Source organism: Xanthomonas sp. JAI131 (genome assembly GCF_013410075.1).
GTDB lineage: Bacteria > Pseudomonadota > Gammaproteobacteria > Xanthomonadales > Xanthomonadaceae > Xanthomonas_A > Xanthomonas_A bonasiae.
Genome location: NZ_JACCCN010000001.1, coordinates 447,721 through 461,355, shown reverse-complemented (window position 1 = coordinate 461,355; position 13,635 = coordinate 447,721). Strand labels below are relative to the sequence as shown.

Genomic DNA, 13,635 nt, shown 5'->3' with positions numbered 1-13,635 from the left:
TCCCGGCGCGGCATTCCGCCGATGACCGATCCGCTGCATTCCCCGCCGCCGCTGCTGGCCGCGCACGGGCTCACCTTCGCCCGCGACGACGCCGCCGTGTTCGGCCCGCTGGACTTCCATCTGGATGCGGGCGAGGCGCTGCTGGTGCAGGGCGACAACGGCGCCGGCAAGACCACCCTGCTGCGGGTGCTGGTCGGGCTGCTGCGCGCCGAGGCCGGACGCATCGAGATCGACGGCCGCCCGGTGCGCCGCGGCGACCGCGCGCGCTACATGGCCTACCTGGGCCACCTGGGCGCGCTGAAGGCGGACCTGAGCACCTTAGAGAACCTGCACTACCTGTGCGGCCTGCAGGGCCGCCGCGCCAAGCAGATGCCGGGCAGCGCGCTGGCCATCGTCGGCCTGGCCGGCTACGAGGACACCCTGGTGCGGCAGCTGTCGGCCGGACAGAAGAAGCGCCTGGCGCTGGCCCGGGTGTGGCTGTCGCCGGCGCCGCTGTGGCTGCTCGACGAGCCCTACGCCAACCTCGACCTGGACGGCATCACCCTGGTCAACCGGATGATCGCCGCGCACCTGCGCAGCGGCGGCGCGGCGCTGGTCACCACCCACGGCGCGTACGCCGCGCCGCCGGTGCGCACGCGCATGCTGAGCCTGAGCGGGGTGGCCGCATGAGCCTGGCCGCACCGGTGCCCTCGTTGTGGCAGGCCACCCGCGCGCTGTTGCTGCGCGATCTGCGCCTGCTGTGGCGGCGCCGCGGCGACGCGCTGCAGCCGGCGCTGTTCGCGTTGCTGATCGTGGCCCTGTTCGCGCTGGCGCTGGGCAACCAGCCGCGCCTGCTCGGCGAGGTCGCCGGCGCCGCGCTGTGGCTGGCGGCGCTGCTGGCCGGACTGCTGGCGCTGGACAGCCTGTTCCGCGGCGACGCCGAGGACGGCTCGCTGGAACAGTGGCTGCTGGCGCCGGTACCGCTGGCCTGGCTGGTGCTGGTGCGGGTGCTGCTGCATTGGCTGACCACCGCGCTGCCGCTGATCGTGGCCACCCCGCTGCTCGGCGAATTGCTGCACCTGCCGCATGACCGCATGCCGGTGCTGCTGGCATCGTTGGCGCTGGGTACGCCGCTGCTGAGCCTGATCGGCGCAGTCGTGGCGGCGCTGACGGTGAGCATGAAGCGCGCCGGGATCCTGGTCGCGCTGCTGGCGCTGCCGCTGTACGTGCCGGTGCTGGTGTTCGGTGCCGGCAGCGTGGCGGCCGCGGCGCAGGGCCTGGATCCCAGCGGCGGCCTGCTGCTGCTGGCGGCCGGGCTGGTGCTGGGCCTGGTGCTGGCGCCGCTGGCGGCGGCGGCAGCGATCCGCATCTCGTTGAGCTGAGCGCATTTGGCGCAGCGCCGGCGCCGCGCGGGCCGTACCATCGTGTTGTCCTGGTCCATCGTCGCACCGCTGTCGCCGCACCGTAGCAAGCCCCCCGCCCGCTAGAATCGACCGCATGTCCTCCGTCGTCCGCTGGTTCCACCAACTCGGTTCGCCCCCCGCCTTCGACCGCTTCGCCGCGCGCTGGACGCCGTGGTGCTATCTGGCCGCGCTGCTGCTGGGCGGGCTGGGGATCTGGCAGGCGCTGTTCGTGGTACCGGCCGACCGCCTGCAGAGCGACGCCTTCCGCATCCTCTACATCCACGTGCCCAGCGCGTGGATGAGCCTGTTCGTGTTCGGGCTGATGGCGCTGTACGCGGCGATCGCGCAGGTCTGGCGGATCAAGTTGTGCGAGGTGCTGGCGATGGCCTGCGCGCCGATCGGCGCCGCCTTCACCGTGATCACCCTGCTGACCGGCAGCATCTGGGGCAAGCCGATGTGGGGCGCCTGGTGGGACTGGGACCCGCGCCTGACCACCGAACTGATCCTGCTGTTCCTGTACATCGGGGTGATGGGCCTGTACCTGGCGATCGAGGACCGCCGCAACGCCGCGCGCGCGGCCGGGCTGCTGGCCATCGTCGGCGTGGTGCTGCTGCCGGTGATCCGCTATTCGGTGGTGTGGTGGAACTCGCTGCACCAGGGCCAGACCATCCGCCTGTTCGGCCAGTCGAGCATGGACCCGAGCATGCTGCCGCCGCTGTGGCTGATGGTGGCGGCGACCAAGTTCTGGTTCGCCGGCTCGCTGCTGGCGCGCGCGCGCGCCGACAACCTGCGCCGCGAGGCCGGCAAGGACTGGGTGGCGAAACTGGCGGAGGCGCGCGGATGAATTACCTGCCCTACGTGATCGGTGCCTATGCGGTGTTCGTCGGCGTGCTGCTGGCCGACTTCGTGCTGGCGCGGCTGCAGCTGCGCGGCGCCCTGCGCGCGGCGCGACTGCGCGCGCAACGCAAGCAGCAGCCCAAGCCCGACCCGGCCACGCTGGACCTGAGCCGATGACCCCGCAACGCAAGCGCCGCCTGCTGCTGTTGATGGTGCTGGTGCTGGCCGCCGGCCTGACCACCACGCTGGTGGCGATGGCCCTGCAGCGCAATACCGCCTACCTGTACACCCCGGCCGAAGTGCTGGCCGGCAAGACCGCCGAGCACGCGCGCTTCCGCCTCGGCGGCATGGTCGAGAAAGGCTCGTTCCAGCGCGCGCCCGGCTCGTTGCTGGCGCGGTTCCGGGTCACCGACGGCGATGCGCAGCTGACCGTCAGCTACGACCGGATCCTGCCCGACCTGTTCCGCGAAGGCCAGGCGGTGGTGGCCACCGGCCGCATGCACGACGGCGTGTTCGTGGCCGAGGACGTGCTGGCCAAGCACGACGAGACCTACATGCCCAAGGAACTGGAAGACAAGATGGGCAGCGCGCATCGCAAGCACGCTGTGGCGGAGGCGGCGCGGTGACTGGAGTTTTTTGCGGGACTCGGGACTCGGGACTCGGGACTCGTAACAGCAAGACCGCGCGCGGCCTGAGCGTTCGCTTTTCCGGGGCCCGCGTCCCGGGTCCCGCGTCCCGGCGCACGCCCCATGCTTCCTGAATTCGGCCAGATCCTGCTGATCCTGGCGCTGCTCGCCGCGCTGCTGCAGGCGGCGGTGCCGCTGGCCGGCGCGCAGCGCGGCGACGCGCGCTGGATGGCGGTGGCGCGGCCGGCCGCGTTCGCGCAGCTGGCGCTGGTCGCCGGCGCCTTCGCGGTGCTGACCCATGCGTTCCTGGTGCAGGATTTCTCGGTGGCCTACGTGGCCGAGAATTCCAACTCGCTGCTGCCGCTGATCTACCGCTATTCGGCGGTCTGGGGCGCGCACGAAGGCTCGCTGCTGCTGTGGACGCTGATCCTGGCGCTGTGGACCGGCGCGGTGGCGCTGTTCTCGCGCAGCCTGCCGGCGCCGGTGGTGGCGCGGGTGATCGGCACGCTGGCGCTGGTCAGCCTGGGGTTTCTGGCGTTCCTGCTGTTCACCTCCAACCCCTTCGCGCGGCTGCTGCCCGCGCCGCTGGAAGGCCGCGACCTCAATCCGCTGCTGCAGGATCCGGGCCTGGTGATCCACCCGCCGCTGCTGTACGCGGGCTACGTCGGCTTCGCGGTGCCGTTCGCGTTCGCGATCGCCGCGCTGCTCGACGGCCATGTCGATGCGCGCTGGCTGCGCTGGACGCGGCCATGGACCAATGTGGCCTGGGGTTTCCTGACCATCGGCATCGCGCTGGGCAGCTGGTGGGCGTACTACGAGCTGGGCTGGGGCGGCTGGTGGTTCTGGGACCCGGTGGAGAACGCCAGCTTCATGCCGTGGCTGGCCGGCGCGGCGCTGCTGCATTCGCAGGCGGTGACCGAAAAGCGCGGCAGCTTCACCGCGTGGACGCTGCTGCTGGCGATCGCCGCGTTCTCGCTGTCGCTGCTGGGCACGTTCCTGGTGCGTTCGGGCGTGTTGACCAGCGTGCATTCGTTCGCCGCCGATCCCGGCCGCGGGCTGTTCATCCTGGTGTTCCTGAGCCTGGTCTGCGGCGGCGCGTTGCTGCTGTACGCGCTGCGCGGCGGGCGCATCGGCGCCAGCGCCGGCGACGAACGCCAGCGCTTCGCCGCGTCCTCGCGCGAGACCCTGCTGCTGGCCAACAACCTGCTGCTGACCTGCGCCTGCGCGATGGTGCTGCTGGGCACCCTGTATCCGCTGCTGGCCGACGCGCTGGGGCTGGGCAAGCTGTCGGTCGGCCCGCCCTACTTCGGCACCCTGTTCGTGGTGCTGATGGCGCCGCTGGTGGCGCTGCTGCCGTTCGGTCCGCTGACCCGCTGGCAGCGCGAACAGCCGTCGCGGCCGCTGGCGCTGCTGGCGCCGTGGGCCGGGCTGGCGCTGCTGGCCGGCGTACTCGGTTTCTTCCTGGCGCCGCAGGGACCGTGGAAGACCACCGCCGGCGTGGCCGGCGCGGCCTGGGTGCTGCTCGGCACCGCGCGTTTCGTGTGGAGCCGCTTCCAGCTCAAGGGCAGCCGCTTCACCGCCGAGATGCTGGGCATGACCCTGGCGCATGCCGGCATCGCGGTGTTCCTGACCGGCGCGCTGCTGGTGGAAGCGCTGGACCAGCAACGCGAGGTGGCGCTGGCGCCGGGGCAGAGCCTGCAGATGGGCCGCTACCGCTTCGAATTCCAGAGCCTGGACCAGATCCGCGGCCCCAACTACCTGTCCGAACGCGCGCACGTGCAGGTGCTGCGCGACGACCGCCCGCTGGCGCTGCTGCATCCGGAAAAGCGCGTCTACGCCAGCGGCGGGCAGAGCCTGAGCGAGGCCGGCATCCATCCCGGCCTGTTCGGCGACGTCTATATCGCCCTGGGCGAACCGCTGGGCGGCAACGCCTGGGCGATGCGCCTGCATGTCAAACCGTTCGTTCGCTGGATCTGGCTCGGCGCGGCGCTGATGGCGCTGGGTGGCTTCGTCACCGCCGGCGACCGGCGCTTCCGTCGTTCCCCGGAGAAATCCTGATGTCCGCTCCTGCTCCACGCCGCCTGCCGCTCGCCGCCATCGTGCTCGGCGCCCTGTTCTTCCTCGGCCTGCTGGCGCTGATGTTCTACGCGGTGCAACGTTCCGGGGTGGCCGATCGCGATGCGCTGCCGTCGGCGCTGATCGGCAAGCCGGCGCCGGCGTTCGACCTGCCGGTACTGCACGATGGGTCGATCCGCGTGCGCAGCGCCGAACTGCGCGGCGCGCCGTATGTGCTCAACGTGTGGGGCAGCTGGTGCGCCACCTGCCGCGAGGAGCACCCGGTACTGACCCGCTTCGCGCTGACCAAGCGCGTGCGGGTGATCGGCTACGACTGGAAGGACACCCGGCAGGATGCGCTGCACTGGCTGGAGCAATTGGGCAATCCGTTCTTCGTGGTGCTGTTCGATCCGGACGGGCGCACCGCGATCGACTGGGGCGTGGCCGCGGCGCCGGAGACTTTCCTGGTCGATGCGCGCGGCGTGGTGCGCTGGAAGCATTCCGGCGCATTGACCGACCAGATCGTGCAGGACGAACTGCTGCCGGCGCTGTTGCAGGCCGAACGCGACGCGCCGACCGCCAAGCAGGGCCGGGCCGCACCGTGACGCGCCGTTGGCTCGCGCTGCTGCTGGTGCTGCTGGCCTGCGCCGGGCATGCCGGCGCGCAGCCGGTGGCCAACCCGACCCCGCTGGCGTACCGCTCGGCGGCCGAGGAAGCGCGCTTCCATGCGCTGACCGCCGAACTGCGCTGCGTGCAGTGCCAGAACCAGTCGCTGGCCGATTCGCATGCGCAGATCGCGCTGGACCTGCGCCGCGAAGTGCTGCAACTGATGCAGCAGGGACGTTCGGACGCGGAGATCAAGCGCTTCCTGGTCGATCGCTACGGCGAGTTCGTGCTGTACCGGCCGCAGGTGGAAGCGCGCACCTGGCTGCTGTGGTTCGGGCCGTTGGCGCTGCTCGGCGCCGGTGCGCTGCTCGTGGTCTGGGTGGTGCGCCGCCGCGCGCCGGCCGGCGCTGCGCCGCCGGCGCAGGAGGAACAGGAATGGTGAGGCGATGCTGAGCTGGGGCATGCATGCCGCCGCCGCGGTCCTGGCCGCGCTCGTGTTCGGCGCGGTGCTGTGGCCGTTGCGGCGTGGCCGCGGCGGCACGCCGCTGCTCGCCGTTGCGGTGCTGGCGCTGGGCGTGGCCGCCGCCGCGCTGTATGCGCTGGTCGGCACGCCGCGCGCGCTGCAGGCGCAGAACCGCGAAGCGCCGCGCAACCTGGAAGACGGCGTGGCGCAGTTGCAGGCGGCGCTGGCCAAGGATCCAGGTCGCGCCGAAGGCTGGGCGCTGCTGGCGCGCTCGCAGATGTCGCTGGGCCGCCCCAACGAGGCCGCCGCCGCGTTCGCACGCGCGGTGCAGCTGGCGCCGGACGAAGCGCAATGGCTGGTGCAGGCGGCCGAAGCGCGCGCGCTGGCCACGCCGCAGCGCCAGTTCGACGACCAGGGCATCGCCTGGCTGCGGCATGCCTTGCAGGTCGAACCGACCAACGAGCGCGCCGCCTGGTTCCTGGGCATCGCGCAGCGCCAGCGCGGCCAGCATGCCGAGGCCGCGGCGACCTGGGAGGCGCTGCTGCCGCGCGTGGATGCCGCTACCGCCGCCGCGCTGCGCCCGCAGATCGACGCGGCGCGTGCCGATGCCGGGTTGCCGGCGCTGCCGGCCGCTGCGCCAGCCGCAACGGCGACGGCCGCGGCAAGCGCAACGGCCGCACCGAACGCCGCCGCCTCGTCTGCATCCGCCGCCGCCGGCACGCTCACGGTTGCGGTGTCGCTGGATCCGCAATTCGCCGCGCGCGTGCGCCTGCGCGGCGACGCCAGCGTGTTCGTGATCGCGCGCGTGCCCGGCGGCCCGCCGATGCCGGTCGCGGTGCAGAAGCATGCGCTGCAGTCGCTGCCGCTGCGCGTGACCCTGAGCGACAGCGACAGCCCGATGCCGACGCAGAAGCTGTCGCAGCTCAAGCAAGTGCAGGTGCTGGCGCGGCTCTCGAACAGCGGCAACGCGATGCGCCAGGAAGGCGACCTGGAATCGGCGCCGGTGACGGTGACGCTGCCGGCGGCGACGCCGGTGGAATTGGTGATCGGGACGCCATGACGCGGCGCGCCCGGGTTCTCCTGTAGGAGCGGCTTCAGCCGCGACACCGGCGCGAGGGACATGTCGGTTGCGGAAAATGCCTGTCGCGGCTGAAGCCGCTCCTACAGGGGCGCCGCTCGTTGCTGGCTTCGTCTACGCGTCTCCTTCGCCGGGCACGCGCACGCACGCCGCGTCCGCCGCGGCACGGCTAGAATCGGCGCATGACCGAATTCATTCCTCCCGGCAGCCGCTTCCTCGCCCTGCCCTCGCCGTTCCCGATGAAGCGCGGCGGCCAGCTGCGCGATGCGCGCGTCGCCTACGAGACCTGGGGCACGCTGGCGGCAGACCGCGACAACGCGATCCTGATCGTCACCGGCCTGTCGCCCGACGCGCATGCCGCCGCGCATGCCGACGATCCCAGCCCCGGCTGGTGGGAGGCGATGCTCGGTGCCGGCAAACCGATCGACACGCAGCGCTGGTTCGTGATCTGCGTGAATTCGCTGGGCAGCTGCAAGGGCTCGACCGGCCCGGCCTCGCCGGATCCGGACGACGCGCGACCGTATCGCCTGCGCTTCCCTGAACTGTCGATCGAAGATGTGGCCGATGCCGCCGCGCACGTGGTGCGCGCGCTGGGCATCGACCGGCTGGCGTGCGTGATCGGCAACTCGATGGGCGGCATGACCGCGCTGGCGCTGCTGCGCCGCCACCCCGGGCTGGCGCGCAGCCACATCAACATCTCCGGCAGCGCGCAGGCCTTGCCGTTCTCGATCGCGATCCGCTCGCTGCAGCGCGAGGCGATCCGTCTGGATCCGAACTGGAACGGCGGCGACTACGACGAGGCCACGTATCCGGAGTCTGGCATGCGCATGGCGCGCAAGCTGGGCGTCATCACCTACCGCTCGGCGCTGGAATGGGATGGCCGCTTCGGCCGCGTGCGGCTGGATTCGGACCAGGCCGACGACGATCCGTTCGGCCTGGAATTCCAGGTCGAAAGCTACCTGGAAGGCCATGCGCGGCGCTTCGTGCGCCGCTTCGATCCGAACTGCTACCTGTATCTGAGCCGTTCGATGGACTGGTTCGACCTGGCCGAATACGCCGGCGGCCACGTGCTCGCCGGACTGGCGACGATCCGCGTCGAACGCGCGCTGGCGATCGGCGCCAACACCGACATCCTGTTCCCGGTGCAGCAACAGCAGCAGATCGCCGACGGCCTGCGCGCTGGCGGCGCCGAGGCGCAGTTCCTGGGCCTGGATTCGCCGCAGGGACACGACGCGTTCCTGGTCGATTTCGCGCGTTTCGGGCCAGCTGTACGGCGATTCCTTGAGTCAGAAATGCAAAAAATCATTAAAGGAGAACCATGAATAACTTAGAAGATGTAATTACCGAGAAAAGGAATTCACTTAAAACTGACCGACTTGATATGTCGTTTGGTGAAATTATGAGCATCTTTGAAGATGGAGATTTATTCATATCACCCGAATACCAGCGTGTTTTCCGATGGTCTCAATTCCAACAAACCAGATTTATTGAATCCGTACTTCTTGGAATACCAATTCCGCCAATATTCGTTGCTGAGGACGATGCAGGGAAGTGGGAGGTAGTTGATGGATTACAGCGCATATCTACAATATTTTCTTTTTTTGGCCTCCTGAAAGAAGTTCCTGAAAAAAACAACTCCACCCTCACGGTGGGCGAAATGATCCCTCAACTTGAAGGGCTAACAAGCGGCACACTTCCTATTAAGTTAAAAACAACATTAAAGAGGGCGGTATGTCGAGTTGAAATTGTTCGATGGGACAGCCTTGAAGACATTAGATATGAGCTGTTTAACAGACTGAATACAGGAGCGAGTCCTCTCTCCGATCAAGAAATTAGGAATTGCATATTCCGAGCATATGCAGTGGACCTCAATCAAGTTCTGAGAGATGTAGCAAAAATTCAAGAATTCAATGAATTAATTACACCAAGCGACGCAAAAAAAGAAGGGATGTTCCTTGAAGAACTAACACTTCGTTTTTTTGCATTTAAACACTTAACAAAAGAATTTAGAACCACCGTCCCTCAATTTTTAACTGAATTTATGAAAGAAGTCTCAAAAGGAACTCATCCTTTTGATCTCGAAAAAGAGAAAAATTATTTTATAGAAGTAATCAATTTCCTAAACGACACATACGGGAAAAAAATATTTCGCCCGAAGGGAAACTTCGCATTGCACTTGTTTGACTCAATAGCATATGCACTACCAAAGAAATTCAAAAAAATCAAGGGAAATGAAAAAAAGATAATATCCAAGATAAGCACATTAACCAAAGATAAGACATATAGCGCGATTGGCACCAGCACATTTTCAAACACTCGAATCAGGAACAGAATGAATCGCGCACTAGAGATATTCAATGCCCCATGAAGTCATAGAAGAAATCGTCGCCAGCAACGAATGGAGGCAAGGCGACTTTGCAAAACTAAAGATGAACTCCTCCGGCGTAGATGAACTACTCTGGTGCAGGCTTTGCATACCTTTAATATATGCTCACTGGGAGGGATACGTCGTCAGTTCACTTAAAGTTCTTTTAGATCATTTGAATAAATTAAGCCTATCCCCTGAAGACATTCCCACCAAACTAGTAGTCATAGGACTTGGGGAAAGTTATAAGTCATTAAGTGGGAAGCAATCCTTTTCCCAACGCATTGTTTTCACCGAAAAATTTAGAAAACTCCTTAAAGAATCAATGCGATTTCAAAAAAAAGTTGACACAAAATCCAACCTAAAATTCGAAAATTTCAGAGAGCTCTGTGAGATGTATGGATTCGATTACTCTAGATTTTCGGATGTAGGCGCAGATATTGACAGGCTTGTTAGCATCAGGAATGCAATAGCTCATGGCGAAAACAGCTTCAACCCCGACATGAAGAATATTGAAAAATATATAAATGCAGTAACCATAGCCACAGATCTCTTTCGAGAAGAGATAGAGAAATTTCTTAAAAACGAGGAATATTTAGTTAAGAAAATCGTTCATCAGCAATAGAAATCAGGCAACAAGCTTCCGTTACATAAGCGATAGCGCGTATGCACCACGCCCTCCGGCAACGCGTCGTGGCTGATCAGCAGCAGGCTGCGCTGTCCGAGCGCACTGGTCAGGTCACGCAGTAAGGCCTGCGCGGTGTCCACGTCCAGGCCTTCGGTGGGCTCGTCCAGCACCAGCAGCGGCGCGTTGCGCAGCAGCGCGCGGGCCAGGGCCAGGCGCCGCGCCTGGCCGGCGGACATGGTCGCGCCGTTCTCGCCCAGCCAGGCATCCAGGCCGCCGACTTCGTGCAGCCACGCGTCCAGGCGCACGTCGGCTAGCACGCGCTGCAAGCTGGCGTCGTCGGCATCGATCGCGCCCAGGCGCAGGTTGTCGCGCACGCTGCCGGCGAACACCGGCGCGCCCTGCGGCAACCAGGCGATGCGCTGGTGCCATTGCGCCTGGGCCAGCTCGCGCAGGTCCACGCCGGCATAGCGGACGCGGCCCTGTTGCGGATCCCACAGCCGCAGCAGCAGCGCCGACAAGGTGGTCTTGCCGCTGCCGCTGTCGCCGCAGATGGCGACGCGCTCGCCCGGGGCGATGCGCAGGTCGATGCCGTCGAGCACGTGCCGGGTCTCGCCGGGCCAGGCGAAGACCACGGCGTCGAACTGCACGTCGCCGACATCGGGCAGCGGTTGCGGCTGTGCGGCGTCGGCCACCGGCGCGCTCTGGCCGGCGATGGCCTGCAGCCGCCGCGCGGCGACGCGTCCGGACTGCAGCGCCTGCCAGGCCAGGCCGGCACCGGCCCAGACCTCGAGCAGGGCCACGGTCAGGAAGATCAGCCCGGCCGCCTGCTCGGCGCCGATCAGCGCGGCACGCGCCGCGCCCAGCGCCAGCCACAGCATCGCCAGCAAGCCCAGCGCCGCGCACAGCGCGTGCAGCGCATTGCCTCCGATCAGGCGCTGCCGCTGCCGGCGGTCCTGCGCGCGCAGGTCGTGCGCGCTGGCGTCCACGCGCGCGATCCAGTCGGCCTGTGCGTCCAGCGCGGCCAGGTCGGCGGCGCCTTCCAGGCCTTCGTAGGCCAGCGTGCGCAGCGTCTCGCGCTGCTGCGCGCGGCGCTGCTCGCGGATGCGGCCGCCTCGCGCGACCACCCACGGCACGCCGGCGCCGATCGCCAGCGCCAGCACTGCCAGCACCAACGCCGCCGGCCAGTAGATCGCGGCTGCCGCGGCCACGCCGGCCACGCCGATGCCCAACAGCGCCAACAGCGGCGCCAACGCGCGTACCACCAGGCCATCAACCTCGCCGATATCGGACATCAGGCGCGCCAGCAGCTCGCCGGTGCGGCTGGCGCCGAGCCTGGCCGGCGCCAACGGCAACGCGCGGCGGAAGAACCACACGCGCAGGTCGCGGGCGATGCGCAGGGTGGCATCGTGGCCGACCAGCTTTTCGCCGTAGCGCGAAGCGATGCGGGCGAAGGTAAGCGCACGGATGCCGGCCGAGGGCGAGAAGAAGTTGAAGCCGCTGCCCATGCCGGCCACGCCGGCCAGCGCCGCGGCGGTCAGGAAGCCGCCGGACAGGCCGAGCAGGCCGACCCCGGCCAGCATCGTGCACAACAGCAGCAGCGCGGTCAGCAGCAGCCGGCCGAGGTGGCGGCCGAACACGCTGCGCAAGTCGTCGTCGCGCGCGGGGCCGCTCATGGCGCCACTCCGATCGCGTCGTCCATCGCCACCCGCGCCGGCAGCCGCAGCACGCTGTCGGCCCAGCGCATCGCGGCCTCGCTGTGGGTGGCGACGATCACGCTGCGGCCGTGGCTGAAAGCGGCCAGGGTGCGCAGCAGTTCGGTTTCGGTGTCCGGATCGAGGAAGGCGGTGGGTTCGTCGAGCAGCAACAGTTCGGGATCGCGCAGCAGCAACCGCGCCAGGCCGATGCGCCGCGCTTCGCCGCCGGACAGGCCGAAGCCGCGTTCGCCGATCACGGTCTCCAGGCCCAGCGGCAGGCGTGCGGCGAAGCGCATGACCTGCGCGGCCTCGGCCGCGGCGTGCAGCTGTGCGGCGCTGGCCCGCGGAGCGGCCAGCCGCAGGTTGTCGGCGATGCTGCCGTGGAACAGGTACGGGCGCTGCCCGGCGTAGCCGACGCGCAATCCGGGCCGCAGTTGCAGGCTGCCGGCGCGTGGCGGCAGCCAGCCGGCCAGTGCTTCGAGCAAGGTGCTCTTGCCGCTGCCGCTGGGTCCGATCAGGGCCAGGCGCTGGCCGGGCTGCAGGCTGAAGGACAGATCCTGCAGCGCGTCGCAGCGCGCGCCTTGCGGGCGCAGCGTCAGCCCCTCGGCGTGCAGCAGCGGCGGCGTGGGCGCTGCCGGCGGCGCCAGCGCCATGGGCACTGCGGGGACTGAAGGCTTTTCAGGCACTGCGAGCGTTGCAGGCACCGCAGGCGTTGGCGGTGCTGCAGGCGATGGCACTGCGGATTCATCAGGCGCCGCCGGCATTGCCGGCGCAGGTGGCGCAGACAATGGCGGCGCCAGCGTTGGGAGCGCCGGCGCGGCAACCGCCGGCGACGACACAAACGGCGCCAGCGCTACCGCCGAATCCGGCAACTCACCAAGCAGGCGCTCCACCTCGGCCGCCGCGGCCAGCGCGTTGGCGCGGTCGTGGTAGTGCGCGGCCAGGCGCCGCAGCGGCGCGTAGAACTCCGGCGCCAGCAGCAGGCAGAACACGCCCACGCCCAGGGTCGGCACCGTCGCGTGCAGCGCGATCATGCCCAGGTAGCTCAGGCCCAGGTACATCGCCACCATCGCCACGCTGACCGAGGCGAAGAACTCGAGCACGGTCGAGGACAGGAAGGCGATGCGCAGCACCTTCAAGGTGCGTTCGCGCACGCCCTCGGCGGCGGCGGCGATGCCGCGCAGTTCGTCCTCGCCGCGGCCGTACAGGCGCAGCAGGCCCAGGCCCTTGAGCCGGTCGGCGAAATGCCCGCCCATCCGCGCCAGCTCGCGCAGCTGGCGGCGCCCGGCGGCTTCGGCGCCCCAGCCCACCAGCATCATGAAGATCGGCACCAGCGGCGCGGTGCACAGCAGCAGCAGGCCCACCACCCAGTCGCTCCAGCCGACCGCGAGCAGGATCAGCAGCGGCACCACGCTCACTTCCAGCCGCGCCGGCTGGTAGCCGGCGTAGTAGCCGTCCAGCGCGTCGCCGTGGGCCAGCAGCAATTCGCCCAGTTCGCCGTTGCGCTGGCCGCGCAGCCACAGCGGGCCGCGCTGCAGCAGGCGCCGGTACACGCGCCGGCGCAGTTCGAACTTCGCCGCATCGGCGACCTCGCCGGCGGCGCGCTGCGCGCAGGCGCCGAGCAGCGCGCGCACGGCCAGCACCAGCGCCAGGACGGCGAACGCGGGCAGCGCCTGCTGCAGCGCGCGATGCTCCACCAGCAAGGCCTGCAGCAACCAGGCGATGGCGCCGGCCTGCACGATCAGCAGCGCCCCGGACAGGCTGATCGCGGTCGCGGCCAGCCGTTGCCGCCCACGCGCCGCGCTGGCCAGCGACGCCAGCCAGCGCACGCGTTGCCGCCGCAGGTGCGGCGACTCGGCAGGCGGTGCGGCGGGCGACTCGGCGGGATCGGTCAAAACGGA

Annotated in this window: 14 protein-coding genes; 12 read left to right on the top strand and 2 right to left on the bottom strand. The window is 68.1% G+C overall.

The genetic code is table 11. From position 1 onward, the window contains the following. Positions 1-21: 21 nt before the first annotated feature. The 12 genes from ccmA to HDC36_RS01880 all read left to right on the top strand — a co-directional run bounded on the left by ccmA (position 22) and on the right by HDC36_RS01880 (position 10,037). Positions 22-669 carry a heme ABC exporter ATP-binding protein CcmA gene (ccmA, locus tag HDC36_RS01935; RefSeq protein ID WP_047324868.1) on the top strand — a complete coding sequence of 216 codons (648 nt, stop codon included), beginning with the start codon at positions 22-24 and terminating at the stop codon, positions 667-669. After that, positions 666-1,361, top strand: coding sequence for a heme exporter protein CcmB (gene ccmB, locus HDC36_RS01930; protein WP_179563973.1), 696 nt, complete (start codon positions 666-668; stop codon positions 1,359-1,361). The genes ccmA and ccmB overlap by 4 nt, the downstream gene beginning before the upstream one ends. Positions 1,362-1,476: 115 nt before the next feature. After that, positions 1,477-2,226: a heme ABC transporter permease CcmC gene (gene ccmC / locus HDC36_RS01925; RefSeq protein WP_179563971.1), complete on the top strand. Its 750-nt coding sequence runs from the start codon at positions 1,477-1,479 to the stop codon at positions 2,224-2,226. Further along, complete coding sequence (locus tag HDC36_RS01920; RefSeq protein ID WP_003474125.1) at positions 2,223-2,396, top strand: heme exporter protein CcmD; 174 nt, start codon at positions 2,223-2,225, stop codon at positions 2,394-2,396. The genes ccmC and HDC36_RS01920 overlap by 4 nt, the downstream gene beginning before the upstream one ends. Beyond that, entirely contained in the window at positions 2,393-2,845 is a 453-nt protein-coding gene (gene ccmE, locus HDC36_RS01915) for a cytochrome c maturation protein CcmE (RefSeq protein ID WP_179563969.1), read from the top strand. Before HDC36_RS01920 ends, ccmE begins: the two co-directional genes overlap by 4 nt. A gap of 123 nt (positions 2,846-2,968) precedes the next feature. Beyond that, positions 2,969-4,903, top strand: coding sequence for a heme lyase CcmF/NrfE family subunit (locus HDC36_RS01910; RefSeq protein WP_179563967.1), 1,935 nt, complete (start codon positions 2,969-2,971; stop codon positions 4,901-4,903). Beyond that, positions 4,903-5,505 carry a DsbE family thiol:disulfide interchange protein gene (locus tag HDC36_RS01905; RefSeq protein WP_179563966.1) on the top strand — a complete coding sequence of 201 codons (603 nt, stop codon included), beginning with the start codon at positions 4,903-4,905 and terminating at the stop codon, positions 5,503-5,505. The genes HDC36_RS01910 and HDC36_RS01905 overlap by 1 nt, the downstream gene beginning before the upstream one ends. Further along, the gene (locus HDC36_RS01900) at positions 5,502-5,948 is read left to right on the top strand and encodes a cytochrome c-type biogenesis protein (RefSeq protein ID WP_179563965.1); all 447 of its coding nucleotides are present in this window, start codon (positions 5,502-5,504) and stop codon (positions 5,946-5,948) included. The genes HDC36_RS01905 and HDC36_RS01900 overlap by 4 nt, the downstream gene beginning before the upstream one ends. Before the next feature lie 4 nt (positions 5,949-5,952). Next, a complete protein-coding gene (locus HDC36_RS01895) occupies positions 5,953-7,029 on the top strand; it encodes a tetratricopeptide repeat protein (RefSeq protein ID WP_179563964.1) in 1,077 nt (358 codons plus the stop codon). Positions 7,030-7,229: 200 nt separating this feature from the next. Then, on the top strand, positions 7,230-8,369 hold the full coding sequence (locus HDC36_RS01890) for a homoserine O-acetyltransferase (RefSeq protein ID WP_179563963.1): 1,140 nt from the start codon (positions 7,230-7,232) through the stop codon (positions 8,367-8,369). After that, positions 8,366-9,415 (top strand): DUF262 domain-containing protein, encoded by a 1,050-nt coding sequence (locus HDC36_RS01885; protein ID WP_179563962.1) that lies wholly within the window; start codon positions 8,366-8,368, stop codon positions 9,413-9,415. Before HDC36_RS01890 ends, HDC36_RS01885 begins: the two co-directional genes overlap by 4 nt. Continuing rightward, a complete protein-coding gene (locus HDC36_RS01880; RefSeq protein WP_179563961.1) occupies positions 9,405-10,037 on the top strand; it encodes an MAE_28990/MAE_18760 family HEPN-like nuclease in 633 nt (210 codons plus the stop codon). Before HDC36_RS01885 ends, HDC36_RS01880 begins: the two co-directional genes overlap by 11 nt. Here HDC36_RS01880 and cydC read toward each other — a convergent pair. Continuing rightward, positions 10,028-11,713 (bottom strand): thiol reductant ABC exporter subunit CydC, encoded by a 1,686-nt coding sequence (gene cydC / locus HDC36_RS01875; RefSeq protein WP_179563960.1) that lies wholly within the window; start codon positions 11,711-11,713, stop codon positions 10,028-10,030. The two genes, HDC36_RS01880 and cydC, sit on opposite strands and share 10 nt — an antisense overlap. Beyond that, positions 11,710-13,629 (bottom strand): ATP-binding cassette domain-containing protein, encoded by a 1,920-nt coding sequence (locus tag HDC36_RS01870; protein ID WP_179563959.1) that lies wholly within the window; start codon positions 13,627-13,629, stop codon positions 11,710-11,712. Before HDC36_RS01870 ends, cydC begins: the two co-directional genes overlap by 4 nt. Between the last annotated feature and the right edge of the window lie 6 nt (positions 13,630-13,635).

Bases quoted from the DNA above. Each gene is read 5' to 3' on its own strand.
- ccmC (WP_179563971.1), top strand. From the start codon at position 1,477: ATGTCCTCCGTCGTCCGCTGGTTCCACCAACTCGGTTCGCCCCCCGCC.
- HDC36_RS01905 (WP_179563966.1), top strand. From the start codon at position 4,903: ATGTCCGCTCCTGCTCCACGCCGCCTGCCGCTCGCCGCCATCGTGCTC.
- ccmE (WP_179563969.1), top strand. From the start codon at position 2,393: ATGACCCCGCAACGCAAGCGCCGCCTGCTGCTGTTGATGGTGCTGGTG.
- ccmB (WP_179563973.1), top strand. From the start codon at position 666: ATGAGCCTGGCCGCACCGGTGCCCTCGTTGTGGCAGGCCACCCGCGCG.
- cydC (WP_179563960.1), bottom strand. From the start codon at position 11,713: ATGAGCGGCCCCGCGCGCGACGACGACTTGCGCAGCGTGTTCGGCCGC.
- HDC36_RS01880 (WP_179563961.1), top strand. From the start codon at position 9,405: ATGCCCCATGAAGTCATAGAAGAAATCGTCGCCAGCAACGAATGGAGG.
- HDC36_RS01910 (WP_179563967.1), top strand. From the start codon at position 2,969: ATGCTTCCTGAATTCGGCCAGATCCTGCTGATCCTGGCGCTGCTCGCC.
- HDC36_RS01885 (WP_179563962.1), top strand. From the start codon at position 8,366: ATGAATAACTTAGAAGATGTAATTACCGAGAAAAGGAATTCACTTAAA.
- ccmA (WP_047324868.1), top strand. From the start codon at position 22: ATGACCGATCCGCTGCATTCCCCGCCGCCGCTGCTGGCCGCGCACGGG.
- HDC36_RS01920 (WP_003474125.1), top strand. From the start codon at position 2,223: ATGAATTACCTGCCCTACGTGATCGGTGCCTATGCGGTGTTCGTCGGC.
- HDC36_RS01895 (WP_179563964.1), top strand. From the start codon at position 5,953: ATGCTGAGCTGGGGCATGCATGCCGCCGCCGCGGTCCTGGCCGCGCTC.
- HDC36_RS01890 (WP_179563963.1), top strand. From the start codon at position 7,230: ATGACCGAATTCATTCCTCCCGGCAGCCGCTTCCTCGCCCTGCCCTCG.